Source organism: Micromonospora sp. Llam0 (assembly GCF_003751085.1).
GTDB lineage: Bacteria > Actinomycetota > Actinomycetes > Mycobacteriales > Micromonosporaceae > Micromonospora_E.
This window is the reverse complement of sequence record NZ_RJJY01000002.1, coordinates 1236609-1261834: the sequence shown is the minus strand read 5'-3', so window position 1 is coordinate 1261834 and position 25226 is coordinate 1236609. Positions and strand designations below refer to the sequence as shown.

Genomic DNA, 25226 nt, shown 5'->3' with positions numbered 1-25226 from the left:
GAGCCCCGCAGTCGCGAACGGAGGCGGGTTCCGATGAGCGCCACACTGTTGAAGCGTCGGGCGGGCGGCAGCGTCTCCGCGCGGCGTGCCATCGGGCGGGCGCGCCGGCACTTCCGGGTGCGCAAGAACCTCAGCGGGACCGCGCAGCGGCCGCGCCTGGTGGTCACCCGTTCCCTGAAGCACATGGTCGCCCAGATCGTCGACGACACCAAGGGGCACACCCTGGTGTCCGCGTCGACCATGGACGCGTCGCTGCGGGGTACCGCGGGTGCCAAGAGCGAACTGGCCGGCAAGGTGGGCGCGCTGCTCGCCGAGCGGGCCAAGGCGGCAGGTATCTCCAAGGTCGTGTTCGACCGTGGGGGCAACCGGTACGCGGGGCGGATCGCCGCGCTGGCCGACGCCGCCCGCGAAGCCGGACTCGAGTTCTAGCGGCCGTCTGATGCCTGTCCAGACGCAAATCGAAGCAAACCCCGTCACGAGTAGGAAGGAAGGCTGCTGATGCCAGGTCAACAGCGTCGTGGCGGCGGGTCCGGTGGCAACGAAGGTGGTCGCCGCGACAACCGCCGTGAGGGCGGTCGCGGCAACGCGCCCGTCGAGAAGACCCCACACCTGGAGCGCGTCGTCGCGATCAACCGGGTCGCCAAGGTCGTGAAGGGCGGTCGGCGTTTCAGCTTCACCGCCCTGGTGATCGTGGGCGACGGTGACGGCACGGTCGGCGTGGGTTACGGCAAGGCCAAGGAGGTGCCGGCGGCGATCGCCAAGGGTGTCGAGGAGGCCAAGAAGCACTTCTTCAAGGTGCCCCGGATCGCCGCGTCGATCCCGCACCCGGTGCAGGGCGAGGACGCCGCCGGCGTGGTCCTGCTGAAGCCGGCGAGCGCCGGTACGGGTGTGATCGCCGGTGGCCCGGTGCGTGCGGTGCTGGAGTGCGCGGGCATTCACGACGTGCTCTCGAAGAGCCTCGGCTCGTCGAACCCGATCAACATCGTGCACGCCACGGTCGCCGCGCTGAAGAGCCTGGAGTCGCCGGAGGCGGTCGCCACCCGGCGTGGCCTGCCGGTCGAGGACGTGGCCCCAGCCGCGATGCTCGCGTCCCGCGCGGGCGCAGGGGCGTGACAGCGAAGATGAACGGAGGGCGGCTGTGATGGCACGTCTGAAGGTGACCCAGGTCCGGTCCGGGATCGGGACCAAGCGCAACCAGCGGGAGTCGCTGCGGTCGCTCGGTCTGAAGCGGATCAACGACGTGGTGGTCAAGGAGGACCGGCCCGAGATCCGGGGCATGATCTTCACCGTGAACCACCTCGTGAAGGTCGAGGAGGTCGAATAATGGCGATCAAGGTCCACCACCTCCGGCCGGCGCCGGGGGCCAAGACCGCGAAGACCCGGGTGGGCCGCGGTGAGGGCTCCAAGGGCAAGACCGCCGGTCGGGGCACCAAGGGCTCCAAGGCCCGCAAGAACATCCCGGCGGCGTTCGAGGGTGGGCAGATGCCCATCCACATGCGTCTGCCGAAGCTGAAGGGCTTCAAGAACCGGTTCAAGGTCGTCTACCAGGTGGTCAACCTGGACCGGTTGGCGGAGCTCTTCCCGAACGGCGGTGAGGTCGGTCCGCAGCAGTTGGCCGAGTCCGGTGCGGTCCGCAAGGGCCAGCCGGTCAAGGTGCTGGGCAGCGGCGACCTCGGTGGTGTGTCTCTCCAGGTGTCGGCGCACGCGTTCAGCGGGTCGGCCAAGGAGAAGATCGCCGCAGCTGGCGGCTCGGTCACCGAGCTCTGAACACCAAGCTTGGACGTGGCGCTCGCTCAGTTGTCCGCGACTGACGGGCGCCACGGCCTACTGGTGAAGCCTCCGTCCCGTTAATATCGGGACCGGTGTATGTTCTAGGGCACGCCTGCCCAGACCGACGCCGGACTGTTAGAGTCCGATGCCAGCCATGGATATCGGGCGCTCCGCACCCACCCCGACCCGCCAGAACATCCGGCGGCCGCCTCGCGCAGGAGGAAGAAGTTGCTCTCCGCCTTTCTCAGTGCGTTCCGCACGCCTGACCTGCGCAAGAAGCTGCTGTTCACGGTCTTCATCGTCGCGATCTACCGGCTCGGCGCCACGCTGCCGAGCCCAGGCGTGTCGTACGGCAACGTGCAGCAGTGCATCACCGCCCTGGAGTCCGGGGACTCCAGCGGGGTCTTCACCCTGCTGAACCTCTTCTCCGGCGGTGCGTTGCTGTCCCTGTCCGTCTTCGCGCTGGGCATCATGCCCTACATCACCGCGTCGATCATCCTGCAGCTGCTCACCGTGGTGATCCCACGGTTGGAGCAGCTCCGCAAGGAGGGGCAGTCCGGCCAGGCAAAGATCACTCAGTACACCCGTTACCTGACCCTGGGCTTGGGCATCCTGCAGGCCTCGGCGTTCGTCGCGCTGGCCCGCTCCGGGCAGCTGTTCAACAACCAGTGTGACCAGTGGCCGATCATCCCGGACGGGACCGGCCTGCCGACCTGGCTGACGCTCAGCGTGCTGGTCATCACGATGACCGCCGGCACCGGCATGGTGATGTGGCTCGGCGAGCTGATCACCGACCGGGGCGTCGGCAACGGCATGTCGGTGCTGATCTTCACCTCGATCGCGGCGCGACTGCCCAGCGAGGGTTGGGCGATCAAGAACACCCACGGCTGGGGCATGTTCGGCCTGGTGATCGTGCTGGTCCTGCTGGTCATCACCGCGGTGGTCTTCATCGAGCAGGCACAGCGCCGGATCCCGGTGCAGTACGCCAAGCGGATGATCGGCCGGCGGATGTACGGCGGCACCTCGACCTACATCCCGTTGAAGGTCAACCAGGCCGGTGTCATCCCGGTGATCTTCGCCTCGTCGGTGCTCTACCTGCCGCAGCTCGGGCTGCAGTTCTTCGATCCGAACGACCCTGGTCAGATCCAGGCTTGGATCCAGAACAACCTGGCGAACCCGACCAGCCCGATCTACATCGTCACGTACTTCTTTATGATCATCTTCTTCACGTACTTCTACGTGTCGATCACGTTCAACCCGACCGAGGTCGCGGAGAACATGAAGAAGTACGGTGGCTTCGTGCCCGGCATCCGGCCGGGCCGGCCCACGGCCGAGTACCTCGACTTCATCCTCAGCCGGATCACCCTCCCCGGTGCGCTCTACCTCGGCATCATCTCCGTGCTGCCGAACTTCTTCTTCATCTGGCTGGACAGCGACCAGTACGTGAACTTCCCGTTCGGTGGCACCGCCGTGCTCATCATGGTCGGTGTCGGTCTGGAAACCGTGAAGCAGATCGAGAGCCAACTCATGCAGCGCAACTACGAAGGGTTCCTCCGGTAGATGAGGCTGGTACTGGTCGGTCCCCCCGGGGCGGGGAAGGGGACCCAGGCCGAGTTCATCGCCGCTCACCTGGTCGTGCCCAAGATCTCGACCGGGGACATCTTCCGGGCCAACGTCACCCAGGGCACGCCGCTGGGCGTCGAGGCCAAGCGATACATGGACGCCGGCAAGCTGGTTCCGGACGAGGTGACCATCAACATGGTCCGGGACCGGCTGGCCGAGCCGGACGCCGCCGAAGGCTTCCTGCTCGACGGCTTCCCGCGGACCACGCCGCAGGCCGCCGCGCTGGACAAGCTGCTGGCCGACCTCGGCACCGCGCTGGATCTGGTACTGGAGCTCGTCGTCGACGACGACGAGGTGATCCGGCGGCTGTCGGGTCGGCGTACCTGTCGCGGTTGCGGCAAGATCTGGCACGTCGAGTTCGACGCGCCAGCGACCGAGGGCCGCTGTGACCGGTGCGGCGCCGAGCTGTTCCAGCGTGACGACGACAAGCCGGAGACCATCGCTCAGCGCCTGGTGGAGTACGCCGAGAAGACCGCGCCGCTGGTCGACTTCTACGGTGCCCAGGGCAAGCTGGTCGGGATCGACGCCACCGGGCCGGTCGAGGACGTCACCGTACGCGCGATCGACGCCCTGCGTTCGTACGGCGGGTAGCGGCCGATGCGCCGCCAGCAGCTGGACATTCAACTGAAGACTCCGGAGCAGATCGACCGGATGCGGGCCGCCGGCCTGGTGGTCGCTGACGCCCTGGCCCGGATGCGGGCGGCGATCGCCCCCGGCGTCTCCACCGCGGACCTGGACGCAATCGCTGCGGCGACGATCCGCGACGCCGGCGCGGTCCCGTCGTTCAAGGGCTACCACGGCTACCCGGCGACCATCTGTTCCTCGGTCAACGAGCAGGTGGTGCATGCGATCCCGGCCGCTGGGCAGGTGCTGCGCGACGGCGACGTCATCTCGGTCGATTGCGGTGCGGTGCTGGACGGCTGGCACGGCGACGCGGCCTTCACCGCTCCGGTCGGGGAGGTACGTCCGGAACTGCTGCGGATGATCACGGTAGCCGAGGACGCGCTGTGGGCCGGGATCGCCGCTGCGGCGCGCGGTGCGGTCAGCGGCCGCGGTCGGCTCACCGACATCTCGTACGCGGTGGAACGGGCGATCCGGGCGGGCGGCCGGTACGGCATCGTCGAGGGCTACGGCGGCCACGGGATCGGCACTGAGATGCACCAGGACCCGCACGTGCTCAACTACGGCCGGCCGGGCAAGGGCCCTCGCCTGGTCCCGGGGATGGCGCTGGCCATCGAGCCGATGATCACCGAAGGGTCGGCCCGCACCGACGAGCTGGCCGACGGCTGGACAGTGGTGACCCGGGACGGGTCGATGGCGGTGCACGTCGAGCATTCGATGGCGCTGCTGCCGGACGGCGTCTGGGTGTTGACCGAGCCGGACGGCGGCCGTTCCCGGCTCGGCGATCTGGTGACCGCCCGTCAGCCGGCCGATTCCCGACGCTGACCCGGGGCCTGCCCCGGCTCCGGCCGCCTCCTGGTCGGGTCCGGTGCCGGTCTGGTCGGGCTGGCACCGGGGTGTCAAGCTGGTAGCCATGGATCGGCGGGACGGGATGCGGGCGGCCGACGCCGACCGGGAAGCAGTGGCCGAACGGTTGCGCAACGCGCTGAGCGAGGGTCGACTGGATCTTGCTGAGTTCGACGAGCGGTTGCAGCGGGCCTATGCGGCGAAGACGTACGGAGATCTCGACGGGCTGCTCGACGATCTGCCACCGGTGACCGCCGCCGGACGCTCGCAACTGGTGCCGGTCGTCGCCGACGGGTTGCCCGCCGAGTTGACTCCCGGCCCGGACGGCCGCTATCCCGGTGCGACCCGCCGATGGCTGGTCAACGAGTGGGACGGGTACGGGACGGCGGTCGGGATCACCATCGCGATCTGGGCGGTGACCTGCGTCATGAGCCAGGATCTGCTGTACTTCTGGCCGGGCTGGGTGGCCGGCCCGTGGGGTGCGGTGCTGCTGGTGACCACCGTGCTGGGCCTGATCAAGGGCGAGCCGCAACAGTGGGCGGCCAAGCAGGCCCGGCGGCACCTCGCCAAGCAGGAGAAGGCGGAACGGAAGCGGATCGAGCACGAGTCCGGCGGGGCTGACGGACCGGCCCCGGGCCAGGGGTAGCCACCCGCCCGCACGCCGCACGCCGAGCGGTCGGCCGGCGGCCGAAGGCCTGACCGACGCCCGGCGGGTCGCCGGTAAACTCCCTGCTCCTGCTGCTTTGTCGGGTATGCTGACCCGCGGCAGCGCGCGGTTTGCTGTCCGCGTGACAACCCGCGTACACTGATAGATCGGCGCACAGCGTCCACTCCAGCGTGCCTGCTCTGCGCTTCGGCAGGCCGTGTCTGACCGGGTGTCGCCTGGGTTCCCGTAACCCGGGCCGAGCCCGTCGTCAGACGTCTGGAGCCGCGGCTGGCGCGGGCGAATCGGTACGGTCGGCAGGCCGGACGGGTCCGTCCGCGAATGGTGTTGTGAGCCGATCCCGAGCAACCGACGTCAGGACAGCGGAGGACATGCCGAAAAAAGACGGGGCCATCGAGATCGAAGGTCGAGTGATCGAGCCACTACCGAACGCCATGTTCCGGGTAGAGCTCGCCAACGGCCACAAGGTGCTGGCTCACATCAGCGGCAAGATGCGGCAGCACTACATCCGCATCCTGCCCGAGGACCGGGTCGTCGTCGAGCTTTCGCCGTACGACCTCACCCGCGGGCGCATCGTCTATCGCTACAAGTAACCGCCTGACGGCGGCCGGGGCGTCCCGTGTCCGTCCTCAAGCCCGCACCGTGTACGCGGCCGGGCGTCAACGGAAGTAAGGCACACCGTGAAGGTCAAGCCGAGCGTCAAGAGGATCTGCAACAAGTGCCGGGTGATCCGCCGGCACGGCCGGGTGATGGTGATCTGCACCGACCCCCGGCACAAGCAGCGCCAGGGCTGACCCCGAGCCGACCGGCAGGAGCCGGGCCGGCGACGGGGCGGTTCAGGCGGCCGATCGCACAACAGCACATGCCCGTCCCAGCCGCGAGCACCCGGCGACCACGTCGCCGTGCCCGTGGCGCAACCCCCGGTCGGAGGCCGGGGCCCGGCATGCCGGCCCACCCAGCTGGGTGGTCGGCGAGGGCAGCCGGGGTGGGGCGGGCTCAGACCTCCGTGCACACCACTTGAGGAGTACGCCCGCACATGGCACGTCTAGTCGGCGTGGATCTGCCCCGCGAAAAGCGGATGGAGATTGCGCTCACCTACATCTTCGGGATCGGCCGGACCCGTTCGATCGCCACGCTTGCCGCGACTGGCATCGACCCGAACAAGCGGGTCCGGGACCTCACCGACGAGGAGCTGGTCCAGCTCCGGGATCACATCGAGGCCAGCTTCAAGGTCGAGGGTGATCTGCGTCGGGAGGTTGCCGCAGACATCCGCCGCAAGGTGGAGATCGGCTGCTACGAGGGCATCCGGCACCGCCGCGGGTTGCCCGTGCACGGCCAGCGCACCCGGACCAACGCCCGGACCCGCAAGGGCCCGAAGCGGACCGTCGCCGGCAAGAAGAAGCCGGGCAAGAAGTAGTCCTGGCCGACGCCGGGCTCGCCCGGATACCTCGATCGTTCAATAGGAGCGCAGAAAACTTATGCCACCGAAGGCTCGCGCTGGAGCCGCCGTCAAGAAGGTCCGGCGCAAGGAACGCAAGAACGTCGCCCACGGGCAGGCGCACATCAAGAGCACCTTCAACAACACCATCGTCTCGATCACCGACCCGACCGGCGCGGTGATCTCCTGGGCCTCCGCCGGCCAGGTCGGTTTCAAGGGCTCCCGCAAGTCGACGCCGTTCGCCGCGCAGCTGGCCGCCGAGGCCGCCGCCCGGCGGGCGATGGAGCACGGCATGCGCAAGGTCGATGTCTTCGTCAAGGGCCCCGGCTCCGGCCGGGAGACCGCCATCCGTTCGTTGCAGGCCGTCGGCCTGGAGGTCGGGCAGATCTCCGATGTCACGCCGCAGCCGCACAACGGGTGCCGTCCGCCGAAGCGTCGCCGGGTCTGAGAGGTTAGGAAGAGATGGCTCGTTACACGGGTGCTGACTGCCGCCGTTGCCGGCGGGAGAAGATGAAGCTGTTCCTCAAGGGCAGCAAGTGCGATGGGCCGAAGTGCCCGTTCGAATCCCGGCCCTTCCCGCCCGGCCAGCACGGCCGCGGCCGGACCAAGGAGACCGAGTACCTCCTCCAGCTGCGGGAGAAGCAGAAGGCCCGCCGGGTGTACGGCGTGCTGGAGAAGCAGTTCCGCGGCTACTACGAGGAAGCAGTGGCCAAGCAGGCGAAGACCGGTGAGGTGCTGCTGCAGATCCTGGAGTCCCGGCTCGACAACGTCGTGTACCGGGCTGGCTACGCCAAGTCCCGGGACATGGCGCGCCAGCTGGTCAAGCACGGGCACTTCATGGTCAACGGCAAGAAGGTCGACATCCCCTCGTTCCGCGTCAAGGAGCACGACATCGTCGAGGTGCGGACGAAGTCGAAGGAGCTGACCCCGTTCCTGGTCGCCCAGGGCGAGGCCGGTTCCAAGACCGTCCCGGCCTGGCTGGAGGCGATCCCCAGCCAGATGAAGATCCTCGTGCACTCCATGCCGGCGCGTCAGACGATCGACACGCAGGTTCAGGAGCAGCTGATCGTCGAGCTCTACTCGAAGTGAGCCAACCCCCGTCGACGGGGGTCGCGGTCGACCGGCGTCACCGACGTACGGTACCGGCCCGGCCCCCGTCGGCGGGCGCACGACCGACGGGCGTCATATAGCGGTCGCCCCGACCCAAGGAGAAGTACGTGCTCATCAGCCAGCGGCCGACTCTGTCCGAGGAGTCGATCAGCGACACGAGGTCCCTGTTCACCATCGAGCCGTTGGAGCCGGGTTTCGGCTACACGCTCGGCAACTCGCTGCGGCGTACCCTGCTCAGCTCCATTCCGGGCGCGGCGGTCACCAGCATCAAGATCGACGGCGTGCTGCACGAGTTCACCACGATCCCCGGCGTCAAGGAGGACGTGGTCGAGCTGGTCATGAACGTCAAGGAGCTGTGTGTCAGCTCCGAGCACGACGAGCCGGTCAGCATGTACCTGCGCAAGCAGGGCCCCGGTGACGTGACCGCCGGTGACATCCAGCCGCCGGCCGGGGTCTCGGTGCACAACCCGGACCTCAAGCTGGCCACGCTCAACGGCAAGGGCCGCCTCGACATGGAGCTGACCGTCGAGCGGGGCCGCGGGTACGTCACCGCCGCGCAGAACAAGCAGGCCGGCGCCGAGATCGGCCGGATCCCGGTCGACTCGATCTACTCGCCGGTGCTCAAGGTCACCTACCGGGTGGAGGCGACCCGGGTCGAGCAGCGGACCGACTTCGACCGGCTGATCATCGACGTCGAGACCAAGGCGTCGATCGGGCCGCGTACCGCGCTGGCCTCGGCCGGCTCCACCCTGGTCGAGCTGTTCGGCCTGGCCCGCGAACTGGACGAGACCGCTGAGGGCATCGACATCGGGCCGTCGCCGCAGGACGCCCAGTTGGCCGCCGACCTGGCGCTGCCGATCGAGGAGCTGGACCTGACCGTACGGTCGTACAACTGCCTCAAGCGTGAGGGCATCAACAGCGTCGGCGAGCTGATCGGGCGGACCGAAGCGGACCTCCTCGATATAAGGAATTTCGGTCAGAAGTCGATCGACGAGGTCAAGATGAAGCTCGCCGGGATGGGGCTGGGCCTGAAGGATTCGGCGCCCAACTTCGACCCGGCAAATGTCGTGGACTCCTTCAGCGAAGCCGACTACGACACCGACGACTACCGCGAGACCGAGCAGCTGTAACGCCGGCTGCCGCCACCACTGAGGAGCACCAACCATGCCCACGCCCACCAAGGGCCCCCGCCTCGGCGGCAGCCCCGCGCACGAGCGGATGATGCTGGCCAACCTGGCCACCTCGCTGTTCCGGTACGGCAAGATCAAGACCACCGAGACCAAGGCGAAGCGGCTGCGTCCCCTCGCGGAGCAGCTGATCACCAAGGCCAAGCGGGGCGACCTGCACTCGCGCCGTCGGGTGCTGACCGTCGTGCGGGACAAGGACGTGGTCTTCGAGCTGTTCGACCAGATCGCGCCCCGGTTCGCCAACCGTCCGGGTGGCTACACCCGGATCGTGAAGACCGGCCCGCGTAAGGGCGACAACGCCCCCATGGCGATCATCGAACTGGTCGAGGAACTGGTGGTGGCCACCCCGGCACCGGCCAAGGCCGACCGTCGGGCGGCCGCCCAGCAGGACAAGGTCGAGGCGCTCGCCGGTGCCGACGAGGCACCGGCCGCGCGTACCGACGCGGACACCGCAGCCGACCAGGACGCCGAGCCTCCGGTGTCGGCCTCCGGTGACACCGACACCGCTGCCACCCAGGCCGCCCCGGCCGGCGACGGCGAGAACAAGGCCTGAGCCGGCGACAACAAGGCCTGAGTCGCCGATTAGGGCGACACGGCCTGGTCGGCGACGACCACATCCGGTGGGACCCGGCGCTGCGACAGCGGCGCCGGGTCCCACCGTCTTTCCGGCAGCCACGCGACCTTTCCGGCAGCCACGCGAGACAGGAGGATCAGGTGCGGCAGGGGTACGTCCGGCTGCGGCTCGATGTCGCCTACGACGGCACCGACTTCTCCGGCTGGGCGGTGCAGCCGCAGCGGCGGACCGTCGCCGGGGTGCTGACCGAGGCCCTGGACCGGGCGTTCGGGCCGGGCGTCGCGGTCGGGCTGACGGTGGCCGGGCGCACCGACGCGGGGGTGCACGCCACCGGCCAGGTGTGCCACCTCGACGTACCGGCCGAGGTGTGGAGCGAACGGGCCGCGACGCTGCTGCGCCGGTTCGCCGGCACGCTGCCCCGCGACGTCCGGGTACGGGCGGTCACCGAGGTGCCGGCCGACTTCGAGGCCCGGTTCGCGGCCACCTACCGGCGGTACGCGTACCGGGTCACCGACGCCCCGTACGGCGCGGAGCCGCTGCGCCGGCACGACACGCTCGCCTGGCCGCGCCCGCTCGACCTGGCGGCGCTGAACGCCGCCGCCGCCAAGCTGGTCGGCGAGCACGACTTCGCCGCGTACTGCCGGCGCAAGGAGCACGCCACCACGATCCGGCAGATCACCCGGCTGGACTGGCACCGGGACGCGGACGGGACGCTGGTCGGCACCGTACAGGCGGACGCGTTCTGCCAGGCGATGGTACGCAGCCTGGTCGGGGCGATGCTGTTCGTCGGCGACGGCCGCCGGCCGGTCGACTGGCCGGGCAGCCTGCTGACCCGGCGGGAACGGTCCAGCGAGGTCACCGTCGCCCCGCCGCACGGACTCACCCTGGTCGAGGTCGGCTACCCCACCGACCCGGCCGGGTACGCGGCCCGCGCCAGCGTCACCCGCCGGCTGCGGCTACCCGCAGCCGACTGACGGCCGGTCCCCGAGCTGCCGCCGCGCCAGCCCCCGGCTTCGGCTTCGGCTTCGGCTTCGGCTTCGGCTTCGGCTTGTTCTATGCTGCGTCGCCGTCGGACTCGGCCGGCTCGTCAAGCGCTGCCGGTTGCACCGCCCGCTTCTCCAGTACGTTCGCCTGCAGGTGCAGTTGCAGCATGTCGAAGAGGATCTGCCGGGCGTACGGGTCATCGGCGGGCACCGGTTCGCTGTCGGCGCGGGCGATCACGCAGTACATCAGGAAGTGGCCGAGCGAGTGCCAGCCGACCTGGGCGGAGGAGAGCGCGATCGCCTCGGTCCCCTCGTCGGCGATCATGCCCTGGAATCGGCCCTTTTCCTCGTCGACCATTGGTTTGATCCGGGTGTGTGCCCATTCCGCGCCGGAGGCGTCGGCCAGGTTGAACACCCCGGTGGTGATCAGGTACTCACCGGTCGGCGACCGTAGCGTGCCGCGGACCACCTGGTTGCAGCCGAGCTCGTCGAGCAGGGTGCCGATGTCGCCGGCGACCGCCGCCCGGCAGCGCTCCTCGATCTGGGTCTTCAGCAGCCGGTACGGCGGCTCGGCCGGGTCGATCACGATGTCACCGGTCGGGAAGACCTCCTCCACGGTGAGCGGCCGCGGATCGGCCTCCCGGGAGCTGATGTCCCGGGGGACCACGGTCGGTGCCGCCACCGGGGCACCCGCCGCCGTCCGTCCGTTGCGTTCGTCCACGACGATGAAGTACGAGCTCAGCCCGCAGACGCCGAGCATCAGCAGGACGGCGACGCCGCTGATCACGACCTGCCACAGCTTCGTCGACGACCACACTGCCGTGGCCGGCCCGGCCGGTCGCCGGCCCGAAGGTTCGGTGGAACCGTCGGTCGGGTGTCGACGCGGTCGGGGGGTCCTGCCCGGCGGCGGGGCGGTGCCCGGCCGTCGGCGGCCGGTCTGACGACGTGCCCTGGCGGTACGGGACGACAACCCGGGCGCAGGAGGCTCGCCGTCCGCCGGTCTCGGTACGGCCTGCGGCGGAGGGTGAACCTGCGGGGGCCGGAATGCCTGCGGCGCAGGGAAGGCACGCGGCGGTGGCACAGCGTAGGGCGCCGGCCCGGCACCGCGCTGCGGCGGTGCGGCAGGCAGTGGCCAACGTGGCAGTCCAGGATGCGGCTGAGGCTGGACGCGGGGGTGTGGCCGGGGCGACGGCGGTGCACCGGGATGCGCTCGCGGTGTCGGCGGTGCACCGGGATGCGCTCGCGGTGTCGGCTGGGGCCGGGGGCGCGGTGGTGTTGGCGGCGGGACGCCGGCAGACCCCGTAGGCCGGACCGGCTGTTCGGGTCGAATCGGCCGGCGGTCCGCGCCGGATTCGTACCCGTACGTCATATCGCACAGAGTAACGGACGGATTGGGGGGAGAGCTGCCGGTCAAGACTTGCATCAATTGAAGATCGGGCATAAGCCTCATCGATCATGGTGACCGCCGTCAACGCCGCACCCAGGTTGGGCGACAATGCCCCGGTGACCGGCGACCACTACTTCAGCCCGCAGCCCGGCACCGCAGACGTACGGTCGGAGATCGAGTTCACGGTGGCCGGGCGCGACTACCCACTGACCGCCGCCGCCGGGGTGTTCTCCGCCGGTCGGCTCGACCCGGGCACCGCCGTACTGCTGCGCAAGGCCGACCTGCCCGCGTCGACCGACCCCGGCCCCTTCCTCGACCTTGGCTGCGGGTACGGCCCGATCACCTGCGTGCTGGCCGACCAGGCACCGGCCGCCACGGTCTACGCGGTGGACGTCAACGCCCGCGCCCGCGAGCTCACCCTGCTCAACGCCGACCGACTTGGCGTCGCCGACCGGGTCCGGGTGGCCGATCCGGACCGCGTGCCGCCGGAGCTCACCTTCACCCAGCTGTGGTCCAACCCGCCGATCCGGGTCGGCAAGGCGGAGCTGCGCGCCCTGCTCGCCCGCTGGCTGCCCCGGCTCGCCCCGGGCGGCGTCGGCTGGCTGGTCATCGCCCGCTACCTGGGCGGCGACTCGGTGCAGCAGTGGCTGCGGGAGCAGGGCTGGCAGGTGGACCGGCACGCCAGCCAGAAGGGCTACCGGGTGCTGCGGGTCACCCACCACGCCGACTGACCGGGAAGTCAGGTAACCCAGGGCCAGTGCCGGACGCCCAGCCGGCGTCGCGAATCTCAGCTGCCGACGGCAGGCCCGATCAGGCACCATGCCGGGGTGGGATACGTGGACGTGGCCGCGGTGGGGCACACCCTGCCGGACGGTCGGGAGCTCTTTGCCGACGTGTCGTTCCGGGTCGGCGAGGGTGCCAAGGTGGCACTGGTCGGCCCGAACGGCGCCGGCAAGACGACGCTGCTGCGGATGGTCGCCGGTGACCTGCCGGTGGCCACCGGAGCAGTCGCCCGCGCTGGCGGGCTCGGCGTGATGCGGCAGTTCATCGGCATGATCGGCGACGACCGTACGCTCGCCGACCTGGCGCTGTCGCTCGCCCCGCCGCCGCTGCGCGCCGCCGGCGAGCGGCTTGCCGCCGCCGAACGGGCCGTGCACGCCGCGGAGGCCGCCGGCACCACCCCGGCCGCCGCCGAACGGGCCGTGCACGCCGCGGAGGCCGCCGGCACCACCCCGGCCGCCGCCGAGAAAACCCAGATCGGGTACGCCAACGCCCTCGCCGCCTGGGGCGAAGCCGGCGGCTACGAGGCCGAGGTCGTCTTCGACACGGTGGCCACCGCAGTGCTGGACCTGCCGTGGGACCGGGTCCATGACCGTCCCGTCCGGACGCTCTCCGGCGGACAGCAGAAGCGGTTCGCGTTGGAGCTGCTGCTGCGCGGTACCGACGAGGTGCTGCTGCTCGACGAGCCGGACAACTTCCTCGACGTACCCGGGAAACGGTGGCTGGAGCAGCGGCTGCGCGAGTCGACCAAGTCGGTGCTCTACGTCTCGCACGACCGGGAGTTGCTGGCCCAGACCGCCGACCGGGTGGTCGCCGTCGAAGGCGGCTCCGCCTGGACCCACCCGGGCGGCTTCGCCAGCTGGCACGAGGCGCGTACCGCCCGGCACGCCCGGCTGGAGGAGCAGCGTCGCCGCTGGGACGAGGAGCACGAGAAGCTGCGCGAACTGATGCTGATGTACAAGCAGAAAGCGGCGTACAACGACGGGTTGGCCTCGCGCTACCAGGCCGCGCAGACCCGGCTGCGCAAGTTCGAGGAGGCCGGCCCGCCACCGTTGCCGCCGAAGGACCAGTCGCTGCGGATGCGGCTCTCCGGCGGCCGTACCGGCAAGCGGGCGGTGATCTGCGAGCAGCTTGAGCTGGACGGGCTGACCTACCCGTTCGACCTGGAGATCTGGTACGGCGACCGGGTCGCGGTGCTCGGTGCCAACGGCACCGGCAAGTCGCACTTCCTGCGGCTGCTGGCCCGGGGCGGCACCGACCCGGACCCGGCGGCCGGCCCGATCGCTGGCGCGGCGCTCGCCCCGGTGGCCCACGACGGCATGGTCCGGCTCGGTGCCCGGGTGCGGCCGGGCCACTTCTCGCAGACCCACGACCGGCCGGAGCTGCTCGACCAGACCCTCGCCGACGTACTGTGGCGCGGCGACGACCACCGCGACGGGATGGACCGGCACGCGGCGATGGCCGTACTGTCCCGCTACGACCTGGCCGGCCAGGGCGACCAGCGGTTCGGCACCCTCTCCGGCGGTCAGCAGGCCCGGTTCCTAGTGCTGCTGCTGGAGCTGTCCGGCGCCACCCTGCTGCTGCTCGACGAGCCGACCGACAACCTGGACCTGGCGTCGGCGGAGGCGCTGGAGGAAGGGCTGAAGGCCTTCGAGGGTACGGTGATCGCGGTCACCCACGACCGTTGGTTCAGCCGGTCGTTCGACCGGTTCGTTCTGTTCCAGGGCGACGGCGAGGTGGTCGAGGTCCCCGAGCCGGTCTGGAACGTACGCTGACCGTCGTAGGCTGGCCGGTGTGACGGAGATGATCTACCGCCGGTTGGGCGACTCGGGGCTGATGGTGTCGGCGGTCGGGCTCGGCTGCAACAACTTCGGCCGCAAGCTGGACGCCGCCGGTACCCGGGCCGTGGTCGACGCGGCGATCGACGCCGGGATCACCCTGTTCGACACCGCCGACATCTACGGCACCCCGCACGGCGGTTCCGAGGAGCAGCTCGGGGCGGCGCTGCGCGGCCGCCGCGACGACGTGGTGCTGGCCACCAAGTTCGGCATGGACATGTCCGGGCGCAACGGCGTCGACCACGGGGTACGCGGCTCCCGGCGGTACATCATGCGGGCCGTCGAGGCGTCGCTGCGTCGACTCGGCACCGACCACATCGACCTCTACCAGTTCCATGAGCCGGACCCGGTCACCCCGGTCGAGGAGACCCTGCGGGCCCTGGACGACCTGGTGCACGCCGGCAAGGTCCGCTATGTGGGCTGCTCCAACTTCGCCGGCTGGCAGATCGCTGAGGCGGCGTGGGTCGCCCGTACCGCCGGGTTGTCGCCGTTCGTCAGCGCGCAGAACGAGTACAACCTGCTGGACCGGCGGGTGGAGCGGGAAGTGGTGCCGGCGTGCCAGCGCTTCGGCCTGGGGCTGCTGCCGTACTTCCCGCTCGCCGACGGGCTGCTGACCGGCAAGTACCGCCGGAGCGAGGCACCGCCGCCGGGCAGCCGGCTGGCCGGCGAGAGCAGCCGGTACGCCGCCCGGCTCGCCGGAGCGCCGTGGGACGTCATCGAGGCCCTCGACGCGTACGCCGCGATGCGGGACCTGCCGCTGCTCGCGGTCGCGATCGGCGGCCTCGCTGCGCAGCCGGCGGTGGCGTCGGTGATCGCCGGGGCGACCACCCCCGAGCAGGTACGCGCGAACGCCGCCGCCGGGTCGTGGCAGCCCGATGCCGCCGATCTCGCCGAACTGCGGTCGATCCTGCCGGAGCCCGCCGGCCCCGGCGGCTCGCTGAGCTGACCGCCGCTGCCACTCATGGCGCCGAGAACTCATGGCGCCGAGGGAACCCACATTGTTGTCTCGGGGCCGTTTTGACGACAATGACGGTTCCCTCGATCTGATCCGCGTCACCGGCCGCCCCGGGCACCGCCCCAGGGGCGGTGCCCGGGGCGGCTGAGCCTCACATGATCTTGTCTCCTTGGCTGGACTTCCGCCGATGATCGGGTGCCTGCATTGCGTGAAGTGGAGACCGGCTGCGGTTGGCGGTGCTTTGTGCCGATTTCCGGATCGGCCATCAGCCGATGATCAATTAGCGGTTCGGCAATGGTGTCGTGGCGTTGTGGTAGAGATATGGCCACTCGACAGTGAATGTCGTCTGTCGATCATCCCGCCGTCGGTGAGTGGCGTATAAGGAGGTGGCAACGTGCCCGCAGCATTGTTGAACTCGTCGGTGCCCCGGCGGCAGCTCGGTCGGGAGCTGCGTCGGCTGCGTGAGCGGTTGGCTGGTGTCCCGCAGACCACGGCGGCGCGGGAGTTGGAGTGGTCGGCGACCAAGCTGCTGCGGATGGAGCGCGGTGAGGTGCCGATCCGCGCCGAGGACGTGGTGCTGCTCTGCGAGCTGTACGGCGCTGACCTTAAGACCATCGAGGCGCTGGCCGCGCTGGCTCCGAAGACCAAGGAGAAGGGCTGGTGGCACGACTACGCCAGCATCCCGTCCTGGTTCGAGCTCTACATAGGTCTCGAAGAGGCCGCTTCAGCGCTCCGCCAGTACCACACTGGCTTCGTCCCTGGCGTGCTGCAGACCCGCGAGTACGCGACTGCGGTGTTCAGCATGAACCAGCACGAGGTGCCTGCGGAGGAGATCGAGCGCAGGGTCGAGGTACGGATGCGTCGCGCTCGGCTGCTGACCCGGCTGGAGCCGTACCTGCCCAGGTTCGACATCGTGCTTGACGAAGCGATCCTGCGCCGACCTATCGGCAACGCGCAGATCATGGCTAACCAACTCCGGCGTCTAGCCCAGGCAGGTGAGCTACCGAACGTCTCGATTCGGGTGCTGCCGTTCAACGCAGGTCTGCACGCCGGTCTGATGGCCCACGGTTCGTTCATAGTTCTGGACTTCCAGGAAAAATACGAACCGACCACTGTCTACGTGGAGGGTCTGACCGGCGCGCTCTTCCTGGACCGGCCGGACGAGCGCGACAGCTATGCTTGGAGCTTCAGCGGCATGGGTGATCTGGCCATGGACGAGCAGCGCAGCCGCGATCTGCTCTGGCAGACGGCAAGGGAGTACGACGGTGATCGACTTTAGTTCCGCCTACTGGCGGAAGAGCAGCCGGTCGAACAACCAGGGAGAGTGTGTCGAGGTGGCTGACGGGCTGGATGGCGTGATCGGGGTGCGGGACTCGAAGGATCCGGCTGGTCCGGTGCTGGCGGTCGCCCCGGCGAGCTGGTCAAGTTTCGTCGCCGCTACGAAGAACAGCACCCTCACGAGTTGATTGGCGGTCAGTGGAGTTCCGCCGCGACGCCGCCTCGTGACTTCGACCGCCGAGGCGTGATCCGATCCGTAAGGGAGTACGGCGATGATCGACTATGGTTCCGCCTACTGGCGGAAGAGCAGCCGGTCGAACAACCAGGGCCAATGTGTCGAGGTGGCTGACGGGCTGGGCAGGGTCGTCGGGGTGCGGGACTCGAAGGATCCGGCTGGTCCGGTGCTGGTAGTCGCGTCGGCGAGTTGGTCTCGCTTTGTCGCCGCCGCCAAGGGCGGGGCCCTCACCAGCTGACGGCGGCGGTGCGCCGGCGGCCGGCCGGCGGTGAGCCTGGTCACGGCCGACAGCGGCGGGGCGGGCAGCGACCGAAGGTTGCCTCGGACCGGCCCTTGGCGGATCGACGAGACCGTCGTACGGTAACAGGCAAGTAACCCACGGGAGCCCGGTGCACCGGGCTGAGAGGGAGGCTGACGCGGCCTCCGACCGTAGAACCTGATCCGGGTAATGCCGGCGCAGGGAGGAGCGTTGCCGTGCCGTCCCTTGGGCGACTGCATCTGATCACCGACACCCGACCCGGGCGCGACCCGCTCGGCGTACTGCGGGCGGCGCTGGCCGCCGCCCGCGCCGTCGACGCCACCGCCGACCTGGTCGTGCAGGTCCGCGTCGAGGACGACATGTCGGACCGGGACGCGTACGAGCTGACCCTCCGCGCGGTCGCCGAATGCGCCGCGTACCAGGTGACCTGCCTGGTCAACGACCGGCTGCACGTCGCGCTCGCCACCGGTGCGGCCGGTGCGCACGTCGGTGCCCTGGACCTGCCGGTCGACGCCGCGCGCCGGGTGCTCGGGCCGGCCGCGGTCCTCGGTGCCACCGCCCGCGACCCGGCCACCGGGCGGGCGGCGGTCGCGGCCGGGGCGACGTACCTCGGGGTCGGGCCGTGCTACGCCACCGGTACCAAGACCGGGCTGCCCGACCCGATCGGGCTGGCCGGGCTGGCCGCCGTCGCCGTCGCCGTCGACGTGCCGGTGGTGGCGATCGCCGGGGTCACCGTGGACCGGGTGCCGTCGCTGCTGGCCGCCGGGGCGCACGGGGTCGCGGTGGTCGGCGCGATCGCCGGTGCCGCCGACCCGGGGCGGGCCACCGCCGACCTGCTGAGGGCGGTACGGCAGCGGCCGGGCGGCACCGACGACGGAGCGCCGGCATGACGGCGACGGGCAACGGACACGCCAACGGCTGGGCCAGCAGCCGAGCTGACGTTGCGGTGGTCGGCGGCGGGCCGATCGGGATGAGTATCGCCTGGCGGTGCGCGCAGCGCGGCCTGCGTACCGTGCTGTTCGACCCGGCACCCGGGTCCGGGGCGTCGGCGGTGGCCGCCGGCATGCTCGCCCCGGTCGCCGAGTCGCACTTCGGCGAGGCTGAGCTGACCCGGCTGCTGGTCGACTCGGCGTCCCGCTGGCCGGCGTTCGCCGCCGAGTTGACCGCCGTCACCGGCCAGGACATCGGCTACCGCGTCGACGGCACCCTGGTCGTTACGCTCACCGGAGACGACCGGCGGGAGGCGGAGCGGCTCTGGGCGTACCAGCAGAGTCTGGACCTGCCGATCACGCTGCTGCGCGCCACGGCGCTGCGGGATCGCGAACCGGCGTTGGCGCCGAGGGTGCGAAGCGGTGCGCTGACGCCCGACGACCACCAGGTCGACCCGCGTCGGCTGGTCGCGGCGTTGGGTACCGCGTTGGACCGGGCCGGGGTGACCGTCGTCCCGCAGCCGGTCACCGATCTTTCCGCACTGGACGCACGGGTCGTCGTGGTCGCCGCCGGCTGCGGATCGGCGGCGCTGACCGGGCTGCCGGTCCGCCCGGTGAAAGGCCAGATCCTGCGGCTGCGGGCACCCGCCGGCGCCGTCGGGTTCCGGCACGTGATCCGGGGGTACGCCGACGGCCGGCACGTCTACCTGGTGCCCCGCGCCGACGGTGAGGTGGTCGTCGGCGCCACCGTCGAGGAACGCGGCGACACCACCGTCACCGCCGGTGCGGTGCTGGAACTGCTGCGCGCCGCCGCCGACCTGCTGCCGGAGATCGCCGAGTACGAGCTGGTCGAGGCGCAGGCGGCAGCCCGGCCGGGCACGCCGGACAACGCGCCGCTGCTCGGCTGGCACCAGCTGGCCGGCGGCGACTCGGCCGGCGGCGACTCGGCCGGCGGTTCGGCGGGCAGGCGGGTGCTGGTGGCGACCGGGCATCACCGGCACGGCATCGTGCTGACCCCGGTGACCGCCGACCTGATCGCCGACCTGGCAGCCGGTGCCGCCCCGGATCCGGCGCTGGCACCGTTCTCGCCCGGCCGGTTCGCCGCCGCGACCAGGAAAAACGCGAGGGAGGAGCAGCAGTGGAGTTGATCGTCAACGGGGCGCCGATGACCGCGCCGACTGGGACCGTGCTGGCCGACGTCGTCCGGGCGGTCACCGACCAGGCACGCGGCGTCGCCGTCGCCGTCAACGGTGAAGTGGTGCCGCGCAGCGGCTGGCCGGCCGAGCAGCTGTGCGACGGCGACCGGGTCGAAGTGCTGATCGCGGCGCAGGGCGGGTGAGTCGGATGCCGTTCACCGTCGCCGGGCACAGCTTCGACTCCCGGCTGATCCTCGGCACCGGCGGTGCCGCCAACCTGCACATCCTGGAGCAGGCGATCACCGCCAGCGGCACCGGGCTGGTCACCGTCGCGCTACGCCGGGTGGACAGCGCCGCCACCATGCACGGCGGGCTGCTCGACCTGCTGGAGCACTGCGGCGTGCGGCTGCTGCCGAACACCGCCGGCTGCTACACCGCTACCGAGGCGGTCAAGGTGGCCCACATGGCGCGCGAGGCGTTCGACACCGACTGGGTGAAGCTGGAGGTCATCGGCGACGAACGCACCCTGCTGCCGGACGGTGCCGAGCTGCTACGCGCCGCCGAGCAGCTGGTCGACGACGGTTTCACCGTGCTGCCGTACACCACCGACGATCCGGTGCTGGCCCGCCGGCTGGCCGACGCAGGCTGTGCGGCGGTGATGCCGGCCGGTGCGCCGATCGGCTCCGGCCTGGGCATCCTCAACCCGCACCACATCCGACTGATCCGACAGTCGGTCGACATCCCGGTGGTGCTGGACGCCGGGGTCGGCACCGCCTCCGACGCCGCGCTCGCGATGGAACTCGGCTGCGACGCGGTGCTGCTGGCCAGCGCGGTCACCCGGGCCGCCGACCCGGTCGCGATGGCCACCGCCATGCGGTACGCCATCGAGGCGGGCCGGCTGGCGGCCCGCGCCGGGCGGATCCCGAAGCGGTTCCACGCCCTGGCATCCACTCCGGACGAAGGGCGGCCCGAGCTGTGAACGGGATTCTGCTGCTCACCGACCGCCGACAGGCGGCCCGGCCGCTGCCGGAGTTGGTCGCGGCGGCGGTCGCCGGCGGACTCCGGCAGGTGGTGCTGAGGGAACGGGACCTGCCCCGAGCCGAACGCGCCGCGCTGGCCGACCGGTTGCGCGGCATCCTCGCCCCGGTCGGCGGCACGTTGATCGTGGCCGGTCCCGACCCGTTGGGCGGCGACGCGGTGCACCTGAGCGCCGCCGGACCGTACCCGCCGCCGGCGTTCGGGCTGGTCGGCCGCTCCTGCCACGACGAGGCCGAGCTCAGCCGACTGACCACGGAGGACTACGTGACGGTGTCGCCGGTCTTCGTGACCGCGTCCAAGCCCGGGTACGGGCCGCCGCTGGGTCCGGCCGGGCTGGCCCGCTTGGTCCGAGTGGCCGCCGGCCGGCCGGTGGTCGCCCTCGCCGGGGTGACCACGGCGGAGCAGGTCGCCGCCTGTCGGGCGGCTGGTGCCGCCGGGGTGGCGGTGATGGGCGCGGTGATGCGCGCCGTCGACCCGGCGGCCGTCGTGGCGGAGTTGGTCGCGGCGGCGGCACCGGCCGAGGTGAGCTGCTGATGGCCGGCGAGCAGACCACTCCGGTGGTGGCGATGACGATCGCCGGCTCCGATTCCGGCGGCGGGGCCGGCATCCAGGCGGACCTGAAGGTCTTCGCCGCGCTCGGCGTCTACGGCACCAGCGCGATCACTGCGGTGACCGCGCAGAACACCACCGGCGTCACCAGCGTCCATCAGCTGCCGGCGGCGCAGGTGCTCGCCCAGATCGAGGCGGTCCGCGCCGACCTGCCGGTGTGCGCGGTGAAGACCGGCATGCTCGGTACGGCCCGGATCGCCGGGGCGGTCGCCGCGCTGGCCCGGGCCGGGGAACTGCCGAACCTGGTCGTCGACCCGGTGCTGGTCTCGACCAGCGGGCACCGGCTCGGCGTGGTCGGCGCGGTCGAGCGGCTGCTGCCGTACGCGCTGGTCGCGACGCCGAACCGGGCGGAGGCCTCGGCGTTGGTCGGCTGGCCGGTGCGGACCACCGACGAGATGGCCCGGGCCGCCGCCGAGCTGGCCGCCGGCGGGCCGAGGTTCGTGGTGGTCACCGGCGGCGACTCGGATGGTACGTCGACCGCCCCGACGGCGGACCCGGCGGTCGACGTCGTCGGTACCGCCGACGGCGGCTGGCGGCTGGCCGGTGACCGGCTGGACACCGGCAACACACACGGCACCGGGTGCAGTTTCGCGGCGGCGGTGGCCGCCCGGCTGGCGCTCGGAGACGACGTACCGGCGGCGTTGGTCTTCGCCAAGGAGTACGTCGCGCGGGCGCTGGCCGGCGCCCGGCACTGGCGGTTGGGCTCCGGCCACGGCCCGATAGACCATTTCGGCAACTACCTGAAGGAGGCCCGCTGATGCAGGCTCGGCGCAAGGTGTACGTGCAAGGACCGCGACCGGACATCCAGGTGCCGTTCGCCGAGGTGACCCTGACCGGCGACAACCCGCCGGTCCGGCTCTACGACACGTCGGGTCCGGGGTCGGACCCGCAGATCGGGCTGGCCGCGCTGCGCGGGCGGTGGATCGCCGAGCGCGGCGACGTCGCCCCGGTACGCGGTGCCGGCACCCCGCTGGCCGGGGCCCACGGGCGTCGGCCCACCCAGTTGGCGTACGCCCGGGCCGGGGTGGTCACCCCGGAGATGGAGTTCGTCGCACTGCGGGAGAACCTGCCGGCCGAGGTGGTACGCGAGGAGATCGCCGCCGGACGTGCGGTGCTGCCGGCCAACGTCAACCACCCGGAGTCCGAGCCGATGATCATCGGTGGCCGGTTCCTGGTGAAGGTGAACGCCAACATCGGCACCTCGGCGGTCTCGTCGTCGGTGGCCGAGGAGGTGGAGAAGCTGACCTGGGCCACCCGGTGGGGTGCGGACACGGTGATGGACCTGTCCACCGGCAAGCGGATCCACGAGACCCGCGAGGCGATCGTGCGCAACTCGGCGGTTCCGATCGGCACGGTGCCGATCTATCAGGCGTTGGAGAAGGTCGGTGGGGATCCGGTCAAGCTGAGCTGGGACGTGTTCCGGGAAACCGTGATCGAGCAGGCCGAGCAGGGCGTCGACTACATGACGGTGCATGCCGGGGTGCTGCTGCCGTACGTGCCGTTGGCGGTCGACCGGGTCACCGGGATCGTCTCCCGGGGCGGGTCGATCATGGCCGCCTGGTGCCTGGCGCACCACGAGGAGAACTTCCTCTACACGAACTTCGCCGAGCTGTGCGAGATCCTGGCCCGCTACGACGTGACCTTCTCGCTGGGTGACGGGCTGCGGCCGGGGTCGATCGCCGACGCCAACGACGCCGCCCAGTTCGCCGAGCTGCGGACGTTGGGCGAGTTGACCTCCGTGGCGTGGGAGCACGACGTGCAGGTGATGATCGAAGGCCCCGGCCACGTGCCGATGCACAAGATCAAGGAGAACGTGGACCTGCAGCAGGAGCTGTGCCACCAGGCGCCGTTCTACACGCTCGGCCCGCTGACCACCGACATCGCGCCGGCGTACGACCACATCACCTCGGCGATCGGGGCGGCGATGATCGGCATGTTCGGCACCGCGATGCTCTGCTACGTGACGCCGAAGGAGCACCTGGGGCTGCCGGACCGCGACGACGTCAAGGCCGGGGTGATCGCGTACAAGATCGCGGCGCACGCGGCCGATCTGGCCAAGGGGCATCCGGGGGCGCAGGCCTGGGACGACGCGTTGTCCAAGGCGCGGTTCGAGTTCCGCTGGGAGGACCAGTTCAACCTGTCACTGGACCCGGAGACCGCCCGGTCCTACCACGACGCGACGCTGCCGGCCGAGCCGGCGAAGTCGGCCCACTTCTGCTCGATGTGCGGCCCGAAGTTCTGCTCGATGAAAATCACGCAGGATCTGAAGGAGTACGCCCAGCAGGGCATGAAGGACAAGTCGGATGAATTCGTCGCATCCGGTGGTCGGGTCTACCTGCCGTTGGCCTGATCGTCGGCGCCGCTACGGCTCCGACTGTCGGCACCGTCGCGGCTCCGGCCCTCCGCGCCGTTACGGCCCCGACCGTCCGCGCGGCGGGGTTGCCGGCGCAGCTCACTGACCCAGTCCACGTGTTCGGCGTCCTCGTCGGTCAACGCCGATGGGGGTGCCGGCCGCCGCTGGCGCAGGAACCGTGGCCGGGGGATCCGGCCGGCCGCAGGTGCGGTGGGCGGTGCGGCGACCGGTTGCGGTGCGACCGGTGGTGGGGCGACCGGCTGTGGCGCCGGCCGGTCGATGCCACCGGTCACCGGTGTTGGTGTCGGCGTCGGCGGCCCGTCCGTCGCGATCGGCGTCGGGTCGACACGGGGGATGACCGCCGCAGGTGTCGGCGGCGGACGGTCACCCGGGTGCGACTGCGCGGCGACCGGCACCGGTGGCGCTGCGGTCGGGCCTGGCCGGACCGGTTCCGGTGAGGTCAGGCTCGGCTCGGGCGGTTCCGGTGCGGGCGGGCGTGACGCCATCGGGTCGGGTGCGGGTCGGGCCGGCGCTGCTGGACCGGGTGACACCTGCTCGGCGGATGCCGAATCGGCAGAGATCTTTTCAGATAGGGCAATTTCCGCTGCCGATTCGTGGCTCTCGGACGAGCCATTGGCGGGTCCGACGGTCGCTCCGACGGTGGGCACGGGCGTCCCCGTTGCAGGCACGGGCACGGGCGTCCCAGTCGGCCGCACGGGCTTTCCAGCTGCGGTGCTGGCCCGTCGGCCGGGCCGGCGTACGGCAGCGACAGCGATCGAACCGACGGCTCCGGCGGCTACCGCCAGCAGCGCCGCCCAGTAGGGGTCGTCCTGATACGGCCCGGCGCGTCCGGCCCCGGCGACCAGGTAGGCGGCGTCGAGGACCGCCGGTCCGACCATCCCGGACACCGCCGTGGCCACCGTCGGCATCGCCCGCCACCGGGCCAGCCCGCTCACCGCCGCACCGAGCGCCAGCGCCAGCGCCGGCAGCAGCACGAACAGTTGCCAACCGGGGCCACCCGTGTCGAGCACGACCGGTTCGAGTACCCCGGGTCGGATCTCGGCGACGGCGTCACCCGCCCACAGATCCGGGGCAGCTGACCCGACCGCCAGCAGCCAGAGCGCGCCGCTGAACACCAGCACGTTCCAGCGCATCGCCGGATGGGTCAACGCGGCCAGCGCCGCCGGCAGACCCACCACCGCCCCGATCCCGCCGATCAGAGCGGTGACCGTCACCGGATCGTCGACCCCGGTCGAGGCCTGCGCCGGCAGCACCGACAACCCGACCACGGCGAGTGCCGCACCGATCGTGGCGACCAGTGCCAGGACGACCCGGCGGACCGCCGTACGGACCGCCGACACCCGCAGGTGCCGGGCCGGACGCTGCTCGGCGACCCGTTGTGCCACGCACGCGCCGACCACGGCAGCGACGATCGCGAACCAGGCGAGCCAGGTCAGCTGGGTCGGCCAGAAGTCTGCGGTCGGCCCGACGAAGTCACGGCGCAGGCGTACCAGTTGGAGACCGTAGCCGGCACCGAGCTGGACGGCACCGGCGAACGCCGCCACACCAAATGCCGTGGTGATCGCTCTGAGCCAGGTCCGCAAGGCCATGCC

At 71.0% G+C, this 25226-nt stretch carries 32 protein-coding genes and 1 riboswitch; of the genes, 30 read left to right on the top strand and 2 right to left on the bottom strand.

All coding sequences use genetic code 11. The annotated features are described in order from the left end of the window. Positions 1-33 precede the first annotated feature (33 nt). The 16 genes from rplR to truA all read left to right on the top strand — a co-directional run bounded on the left by rplR (position 34) and on the right by truA (position 10807). Complete coding sequence (gene rplR / locus EDC02_RS33120; RefSeq protein ID WP_123606134.1) at positions 34-429, top strand: 50S ribosomal protein L18; 396 nt, start codon at positions 34-36, stop codon at positions 427-429. Positions 430-498: 69 nt separating this feature from the next. Beyond that, a complete protein-coding gene (rpsE, locus tag EDC02_RS33115; protein WP_123606133.1) occupies positions 499-1113 on the top strand; it encodes a 30S ribosomal protein S5 in 615 nt (204 codons plus the stop codon). Between the two features lie 28 nt (positions 1114-1141). Beyond that, positions 1142-1324, top strand: a complete 183-nt coding sequence (gene rpmD, locus EDC02_RS33110) for a 50S ribosomal protein L30 (RefSeq protein WP_199757998.1) — start codon at positions 1142-1144, stop codon at positions 1322-1324. Then, positions 1324-1767, top strand: coding sequence for a 50S ribosomal protein L15 (gene rplO, locus EDC02_RS33105; RefSeq protein ID WP_123606131.1), 444 nt, complete (start codon positions 1324-1326; stop codon positions 1765-1767). Before rpmD ends, rplO begins: the two co-directional genes overlap by 1 nt. 231 nt (positions 1768-1998) lie before the next feature. Continuing rightward, positions 1999-3330, top strand: coding sequence for a preprotein translocase subunit SecY (gene secY / locus EDC02_RS33100; protein ID WP_123606130.1), 1332 nt, complete (start codon positions 1999-2001; stop codon positions 3328-3330). Beyond that, on the top strand, positions 3331-3984 hold the full coding sequence (locus EDC02_RS33095) for an adenylate kinase (RefSeq protein WP_123606129.1): 654 nt from the start codon (positions 3331-3333) through the stop codon (positions 3982-3984). Positions 3985-3990: 6 nt separating this feature from the next. Continuing rightward, entirely contained in the window at positions 3991-4839 is an 849-nt protein-coding gene (map, locus tag EDC02_RS33090) for a type I methionyl aminopeptidase (protein WP_123606128.1), read from the top strand. Between the two features lie 88 nt (positions 4840-4927). Further along, positions 4928-5506 (top strand): DUF1707 domain-containing protein, encoded by a 579-nt coding sequence (locus EDC02_RS33085; RefSeq protein WP_233606572.1) that lies wholly within the window; start codon positions 4928-4930, stop codon positions 5504-5506. Between the two features lie 389 nt (positions 5507-5895). Further along, positions 5896-6117, top strand: coding sequence for a translation initiation factor IF-1 (infA, locus tag EDC02_RS33080; protein WP_007073013.1), 222 nt, complete (start codon positions 5896-5898; stop codon positions 6115-6117). An 87-nt stretch (positions 6118-6204) separates the two neighbouring features. Beyond that, the gene (gene rpmJ / locus EDC02_RS33075) at positions 6205-6318 is read left to right on the top strand and encodes a 50S ribosomal protein L36 (protein ID WP_012184307.1); all 114 of its coding nucleotides are present in this window, start codon (positions 6205-6207) and stop codon (positions 6316-6318) included. 242 nt (positions 6319-6560) lie between these two features. Beyond that, the gene (gene rpsM / locus EDC02_RS33070) at positions 6561-6941 is read left to right on the top strand and encodes a 30S ribosomal protein S13 (protein ID WP_123606127.1); all 381 of its coding nucleotides are present in this window, start codon (positions 6561-6563) and stop codon (positions 6939-6941) included. A gap of 61 nt (positions 6942-7002) precedes the next feature. After that, positions 7003-7410, top strand: coding sequence for a 30S ribosomal protein S11 (gene rpsK / locus EDC02_RS33065; protein WP_007073011.1), 408 nt, complete (start codon positions 7003-7005; stop codon positions 7408-7410). A gap of 14 nt (positions 7411-7424) precedes the next feature. Continuing rightward, on the top strand, positions 7425-8051 hold the full coding sequence (gene rpsD, locus EDC02_RS33060; RefSeq protein WP_123606126.1) for a 30S ribosomal protein S4: 627 nt from the start codon (positions 7425-7427) through the stop codon (positions 8049-8051). Between the two features lie 128 nt (positions 8052-8179). Then, entirely contained in the window at positions 8180-9202 is a 1023-nt protein-coding gene (locus EDC02_RS33055) for a DNA-directed RNA polymerase subunit alpha (protein WP_123606125.1), read from the top strand. Between the two features lie 34 nt (positions 9203-9236). Next, entirely contained in the window at positions 9237-9812 is a 576-nt protein-coding gene (gene rplQ, locus EDC02_RS33050) for a 50S ribosomal protein L17 (RefSeq protein ID WP_123606124.1), read from the top strand. A 161-nt stretch (positions 9813-9973) separates the two neighbouring features. After that, complete coding sequence (gene truA, locus EDC02_RS33045; RefSeq protein WP_123606123.1) at positions 9974-10807, top strand: tRNA pseudouridine(38-40) synthase TruA; 834 nt, start codon at positions 9974-9976, stop codon at positions 10805-10807. Positions 10808-10886: 79 nt separating this feature from the next. Here truA and EDC02_RS33035 read toward each other — a convergent pair whose 3' ends face one another. Next, positions 10887-11603 carry a hypothetical protein gene (locus EDC02_RS33035; RefSeq protein ID WP_148083737.1) on the bottom strand — a complete coding sequence of 239 codons (717 nt, stop codon included), beginning with the start codon at positions 11601-11603 and terminating at the stop codon, positions 10887-10889. A 287-nt stretch (positions 11604-11890) separates the two neighbouring features. Here EDC02_RS33035 and EDC02_RS39885 point away from each other — a divergent pair, with 287 nt between their 5' ends. From EDC02_RS39885 to thiC, 14 genes are all read left to right on the top strand, one after another. Further along, positions 11891-12121 carry a hypothetical protein gene (locus EDC02_RS39885; protein ID WP_148083736.1) on the top strand — a complete coding sequence of 77 codons (231 nt, stop codon included), beginning with the start codon at positions 11891-11893 and terminating at the stop codon, positions 12119-12121. A 198-nt stretch (positions 12122-12319) separates the two neighbouring features. Then, positions 12320-12934, top strand: a complete 615-nt coding sequence (locus EDC02_RS33030) for a class I SAM-dependent methyltransferase (protein WP_123607340.1) — start codon at positions 12320-12322, stop codon at positions 12932-12934. A gap of 96 nt (positions 12935-13030) precedes the next feature. Continuing rightward, positions 13031-14758, top strand: coding sequence for an ABC-F family ATP-binding cassette domain-containing protein (locus EDC02_RS33025; RefSeq protein WP_123606121.1), 1728 nt, complete (start codon positions 13031-13033; stop codon positions 14756-14758). A gap of 28 nt (positions 14759-14786) precedes the next feature. Beyond that, on the top strand, positions 14787-15767 hold the full coding sequence (locus EDC02_RS33020) for an aldo/keto reductase (protein WP_370461624.1): 981 nt from the start codon (positions 14787-14789) through the stop codon (positions 15765-15767). Between the two features lie 403 nt (positions 15768-16170). Next, entirely contained in the window at positions 16171-17055 is an 885-nt protein-coding gene (locus EDC02_RS33015) for a helix-turn-helix transcriptional regulator (protein ID WP_123606119.1), read from the top strand. Beyond that, positions 17042-17242: a DUF397 domain-containing protein gene (locus EDC02_RS33010; protein ID WP_123606118.1), complete on the top strand. Its 201-nt coding sequence runs from the start codon at positions 17042-17044 to the stop codon at positions 17240-17242. Before EDC02_RS33015 ends, EDC02_RS33010 begins: the two co-directional genes overlap by 14 nt. Positions 17243-17326: 84 nt before the next feature. Beyond that, positions 17327-17527, top strand: a complete 201-nt coding sequence (locus tag EDC02_RS33005; protein WP_123606117.1) for a DUF397 domain-containing protein — start codon at positions 17327-17329, stop codon at positions 17525-17527. Positions 17528-17657: 130 nt separating this feature from the next. Further along, positions 17658-17769, top strand: a riboswitch (TPP riboswitch). Next, entirely contained in the window at positions 17764-18438 is a 675-nt protein-coding gene (locus EDC02_RS33000) for a thiamine phosphate synthase (RefSeq protein WP_123606116.1), read from the top strand. Its footprint overlaps the riboswitch before it by 6 nt. Beyond that, positions 18435-19625 (top strand): glycine oxidase ThiO, encoded by a 1191-nt coding sequence (gene thiO, locus EDC02_RS32995; RefSeq protein ID WP_123606115.1) that lies wholly within the window; start codon positions 18435-18437, stop codon positions 19623-19625. Before EDC02_RS33000 ends, thiO begins: the two co-directional genes overlap by 4 nt. Continuing rightward, positions 19616-19816 (top strand): sulfur carrier protein ThiS, encoded by a 201-nt coding sequence (gene thiS, locus EDC02_RS32990; protein ID WP_123606114.1) that lies wholly within the window; start codon positions 19616-19618, stop codon positions 19814-19816. The genes thiO and thiS overlap by 10 nt, the downstream gene beginning before the upstream one ends. Before the next feature lie 5 nt (positions 19817-19821). Further along, a complete protein-coding gene (locus tag EDC02_RS32985; RefSeq protein ID WP_123606113.1) occupies positions 19822-20592 on the top strand; it encodes a thiazole synthase in 771 nt (256 codons plus the stop codon). Next, positions 20589-21185, top strand: a complete 597-nt coding sequence (locus EDC02_RS32980; RefSeq protein WP_123606112.1) for a thiamine phosphate synthase — start codon at positions 20589-20591, stop codon at positions 21183-21185. The genes EDC02_RS32985 and EDC02_RS32980 overlap by 4 nt, the downstream gene beginning before the upstream one ends. Further along, a complete protein-coding gene (gene thiD / locus EDC02_RS32975) occupies positions 21185-22018 on the top strand; it encodes a bifunctional hydroxymethylpyrimidine kinase/phosphomethylpyrimidine kinase (RefSeq protein ID WP_233606571.1) in 834 nt (277 codons plus the stop codon). The genes EDC02_RS32980 and thiD overlap by 1 nt, the downstream gene beginning before the upstream one ends. Further along, entirely contained in the window at positions 22018-23610 is a 1593-nt protein-coding gene (gene thiC / locus EDC02_RS32970; RefSeq protein WP_123606111.1) for a phosphomethylpyrimidine synthase ThiC, read from the top strand. Before thiD ends, thiC begins: the two co-directional genes overlap by 1 nt. Here thiC and EDC02_RS32965 read toward each other — a convergent pair. Continuing rightward, positions 23592-25223 carry a hypothetical protein gene (locus EDC02_RS32965; protein ID WP_123606110.1) on the bottom strand — a complete coding sequence of 544 codons (1632 nt, stop codon included), beginning with the start codon at positions 25221-25223 and terminating at the stop codon, positions 23592-23594. The genes thiC and EDC02_RS32965 overlap by 19 nt on opposite strands. Positions 25224-25226 lie beyond the last annotated feature (3 nt).

Coding starts and splice junctions, on each gene's coding strand:
- rplR (WP_123606134.1), top strand. CDS start 34: ATGAGCGCCACACTGTTGAAGCGTCGGGCGGGCGGCAGCGTCTCCGCG.
- rpsE (WP_123606133.1), top strand. CDS start 499: ATGCCAGGTCAACAGCGTCGTGGCGGCGGGTCCGGTGGCAACGAAGGT.
- rpmD (WP_199757998.1), top strand. CDS start 1,142: ATGGCACGTCTGAAGGTGACCCAGGTCCGGTCCGGGATCGGGACCAAG.
- rplO (WP_123606131.1), top strand. CDS start 1,324: ATGGCGATCAAGGTCCACCACCTCCGGCCGGCGCCGGGGGCCAAGACC.
- EDC02_RS33095 (WP_123606129.1), top strand. CDS start 3,331: ATGAGGCTGGTACTGGTCGGTCCCCCCGGGGCGGGGAAGGGGACCCAG.
- map (WP_123606128.1), top strand. CDS start 3,991: ATGCGCCGCCAGCAGCTGGACATTCAACTGAAGACTCCGGAGCAGATC.
- EDC02_RS33085 (WP_233606572.1), top strand. CDS start 4,928: ATGGATCGGCGGGACGGGATGCGGGCGGCCGACGCCGACCGGGAAGCA.
- infA (WP_007073013.1), top strand. CDS start 5,896: ATGCCGAAAAAAGACGGGGCCATCGAGATCGAAGGTCGAGTGATCGAG.
- rpsM (WP_123606127.1), top strand. CDS start 6,561: ATGGCACGTCTAGTCGGCGTGGATCTGCCCCGCGAAAAGCGGATGGAG.
- rpsK (WP_007073011.1), top strand. CDS start 7,003: ATGCCACCGAAGGCTCGCGCTGGAGCCGCCGTCAAGAAGGTCCGGCGC.
- rpsD (WP_123606126.1), top strand. CDS start 7,425: ATGGCTCGTTACACGGGTGCTGACTGCCGCCGTTGCCGGCGGGAGAAG.
- rplQ (WP_123606124.1), top strand. CDS start 9,237: ATGCCCACGCCCACCAAGGGCCCCCGCCTCGGCGGCAGCCCCGCGCAC.
- EDC02_RS33020 (WP_370461624.1), top strand. CDS start 14,787: ATGATCTACCGCCGGTTGGGCGACTCGGGGCTGATGGTGTCGGCGGTC.
- EDC02_RS33005 (WP_123606117.1), top strand. CDS start 17,327: ATGATCGACTATGGTTCCGCCTACTGGCGGAAGAGCAGCCGGTCGAAC.
- thiO (WP_123606115.1), top strand. CDS start 18,435: ATGACGGCGACGGGCAACGGACACGCCAACGGCTGGGCCAGCAGCCGA.
- EDC02_RS32985 (WP_123606113.1), top strand. CDS start 19,822: ATGCCGTTCACCGTCGCCGGGCACAGCTTCGACTCCCGGCTGATCCTC.
- thiD (WP_233606571.1), top strand. CDS start 21,185: ATGGCCGGCGAGCAGACCACTCCGGTGGTGGCGATGACGATCGCCGGC.
- thiC (WP_123606111.1), top strand. CDS start 22,018: ATGCAGGCTCGGCGCAAGGTGTACGTGCAAGGACCGCGACCGGACATC.
- EDC02_RS32965 (WP_123606110.1), bottom strand. CDS start 25,223: ATGGCCTTGCGGACCTGGCTCAGAGCGATCACCACGGCATTTGGTGTG.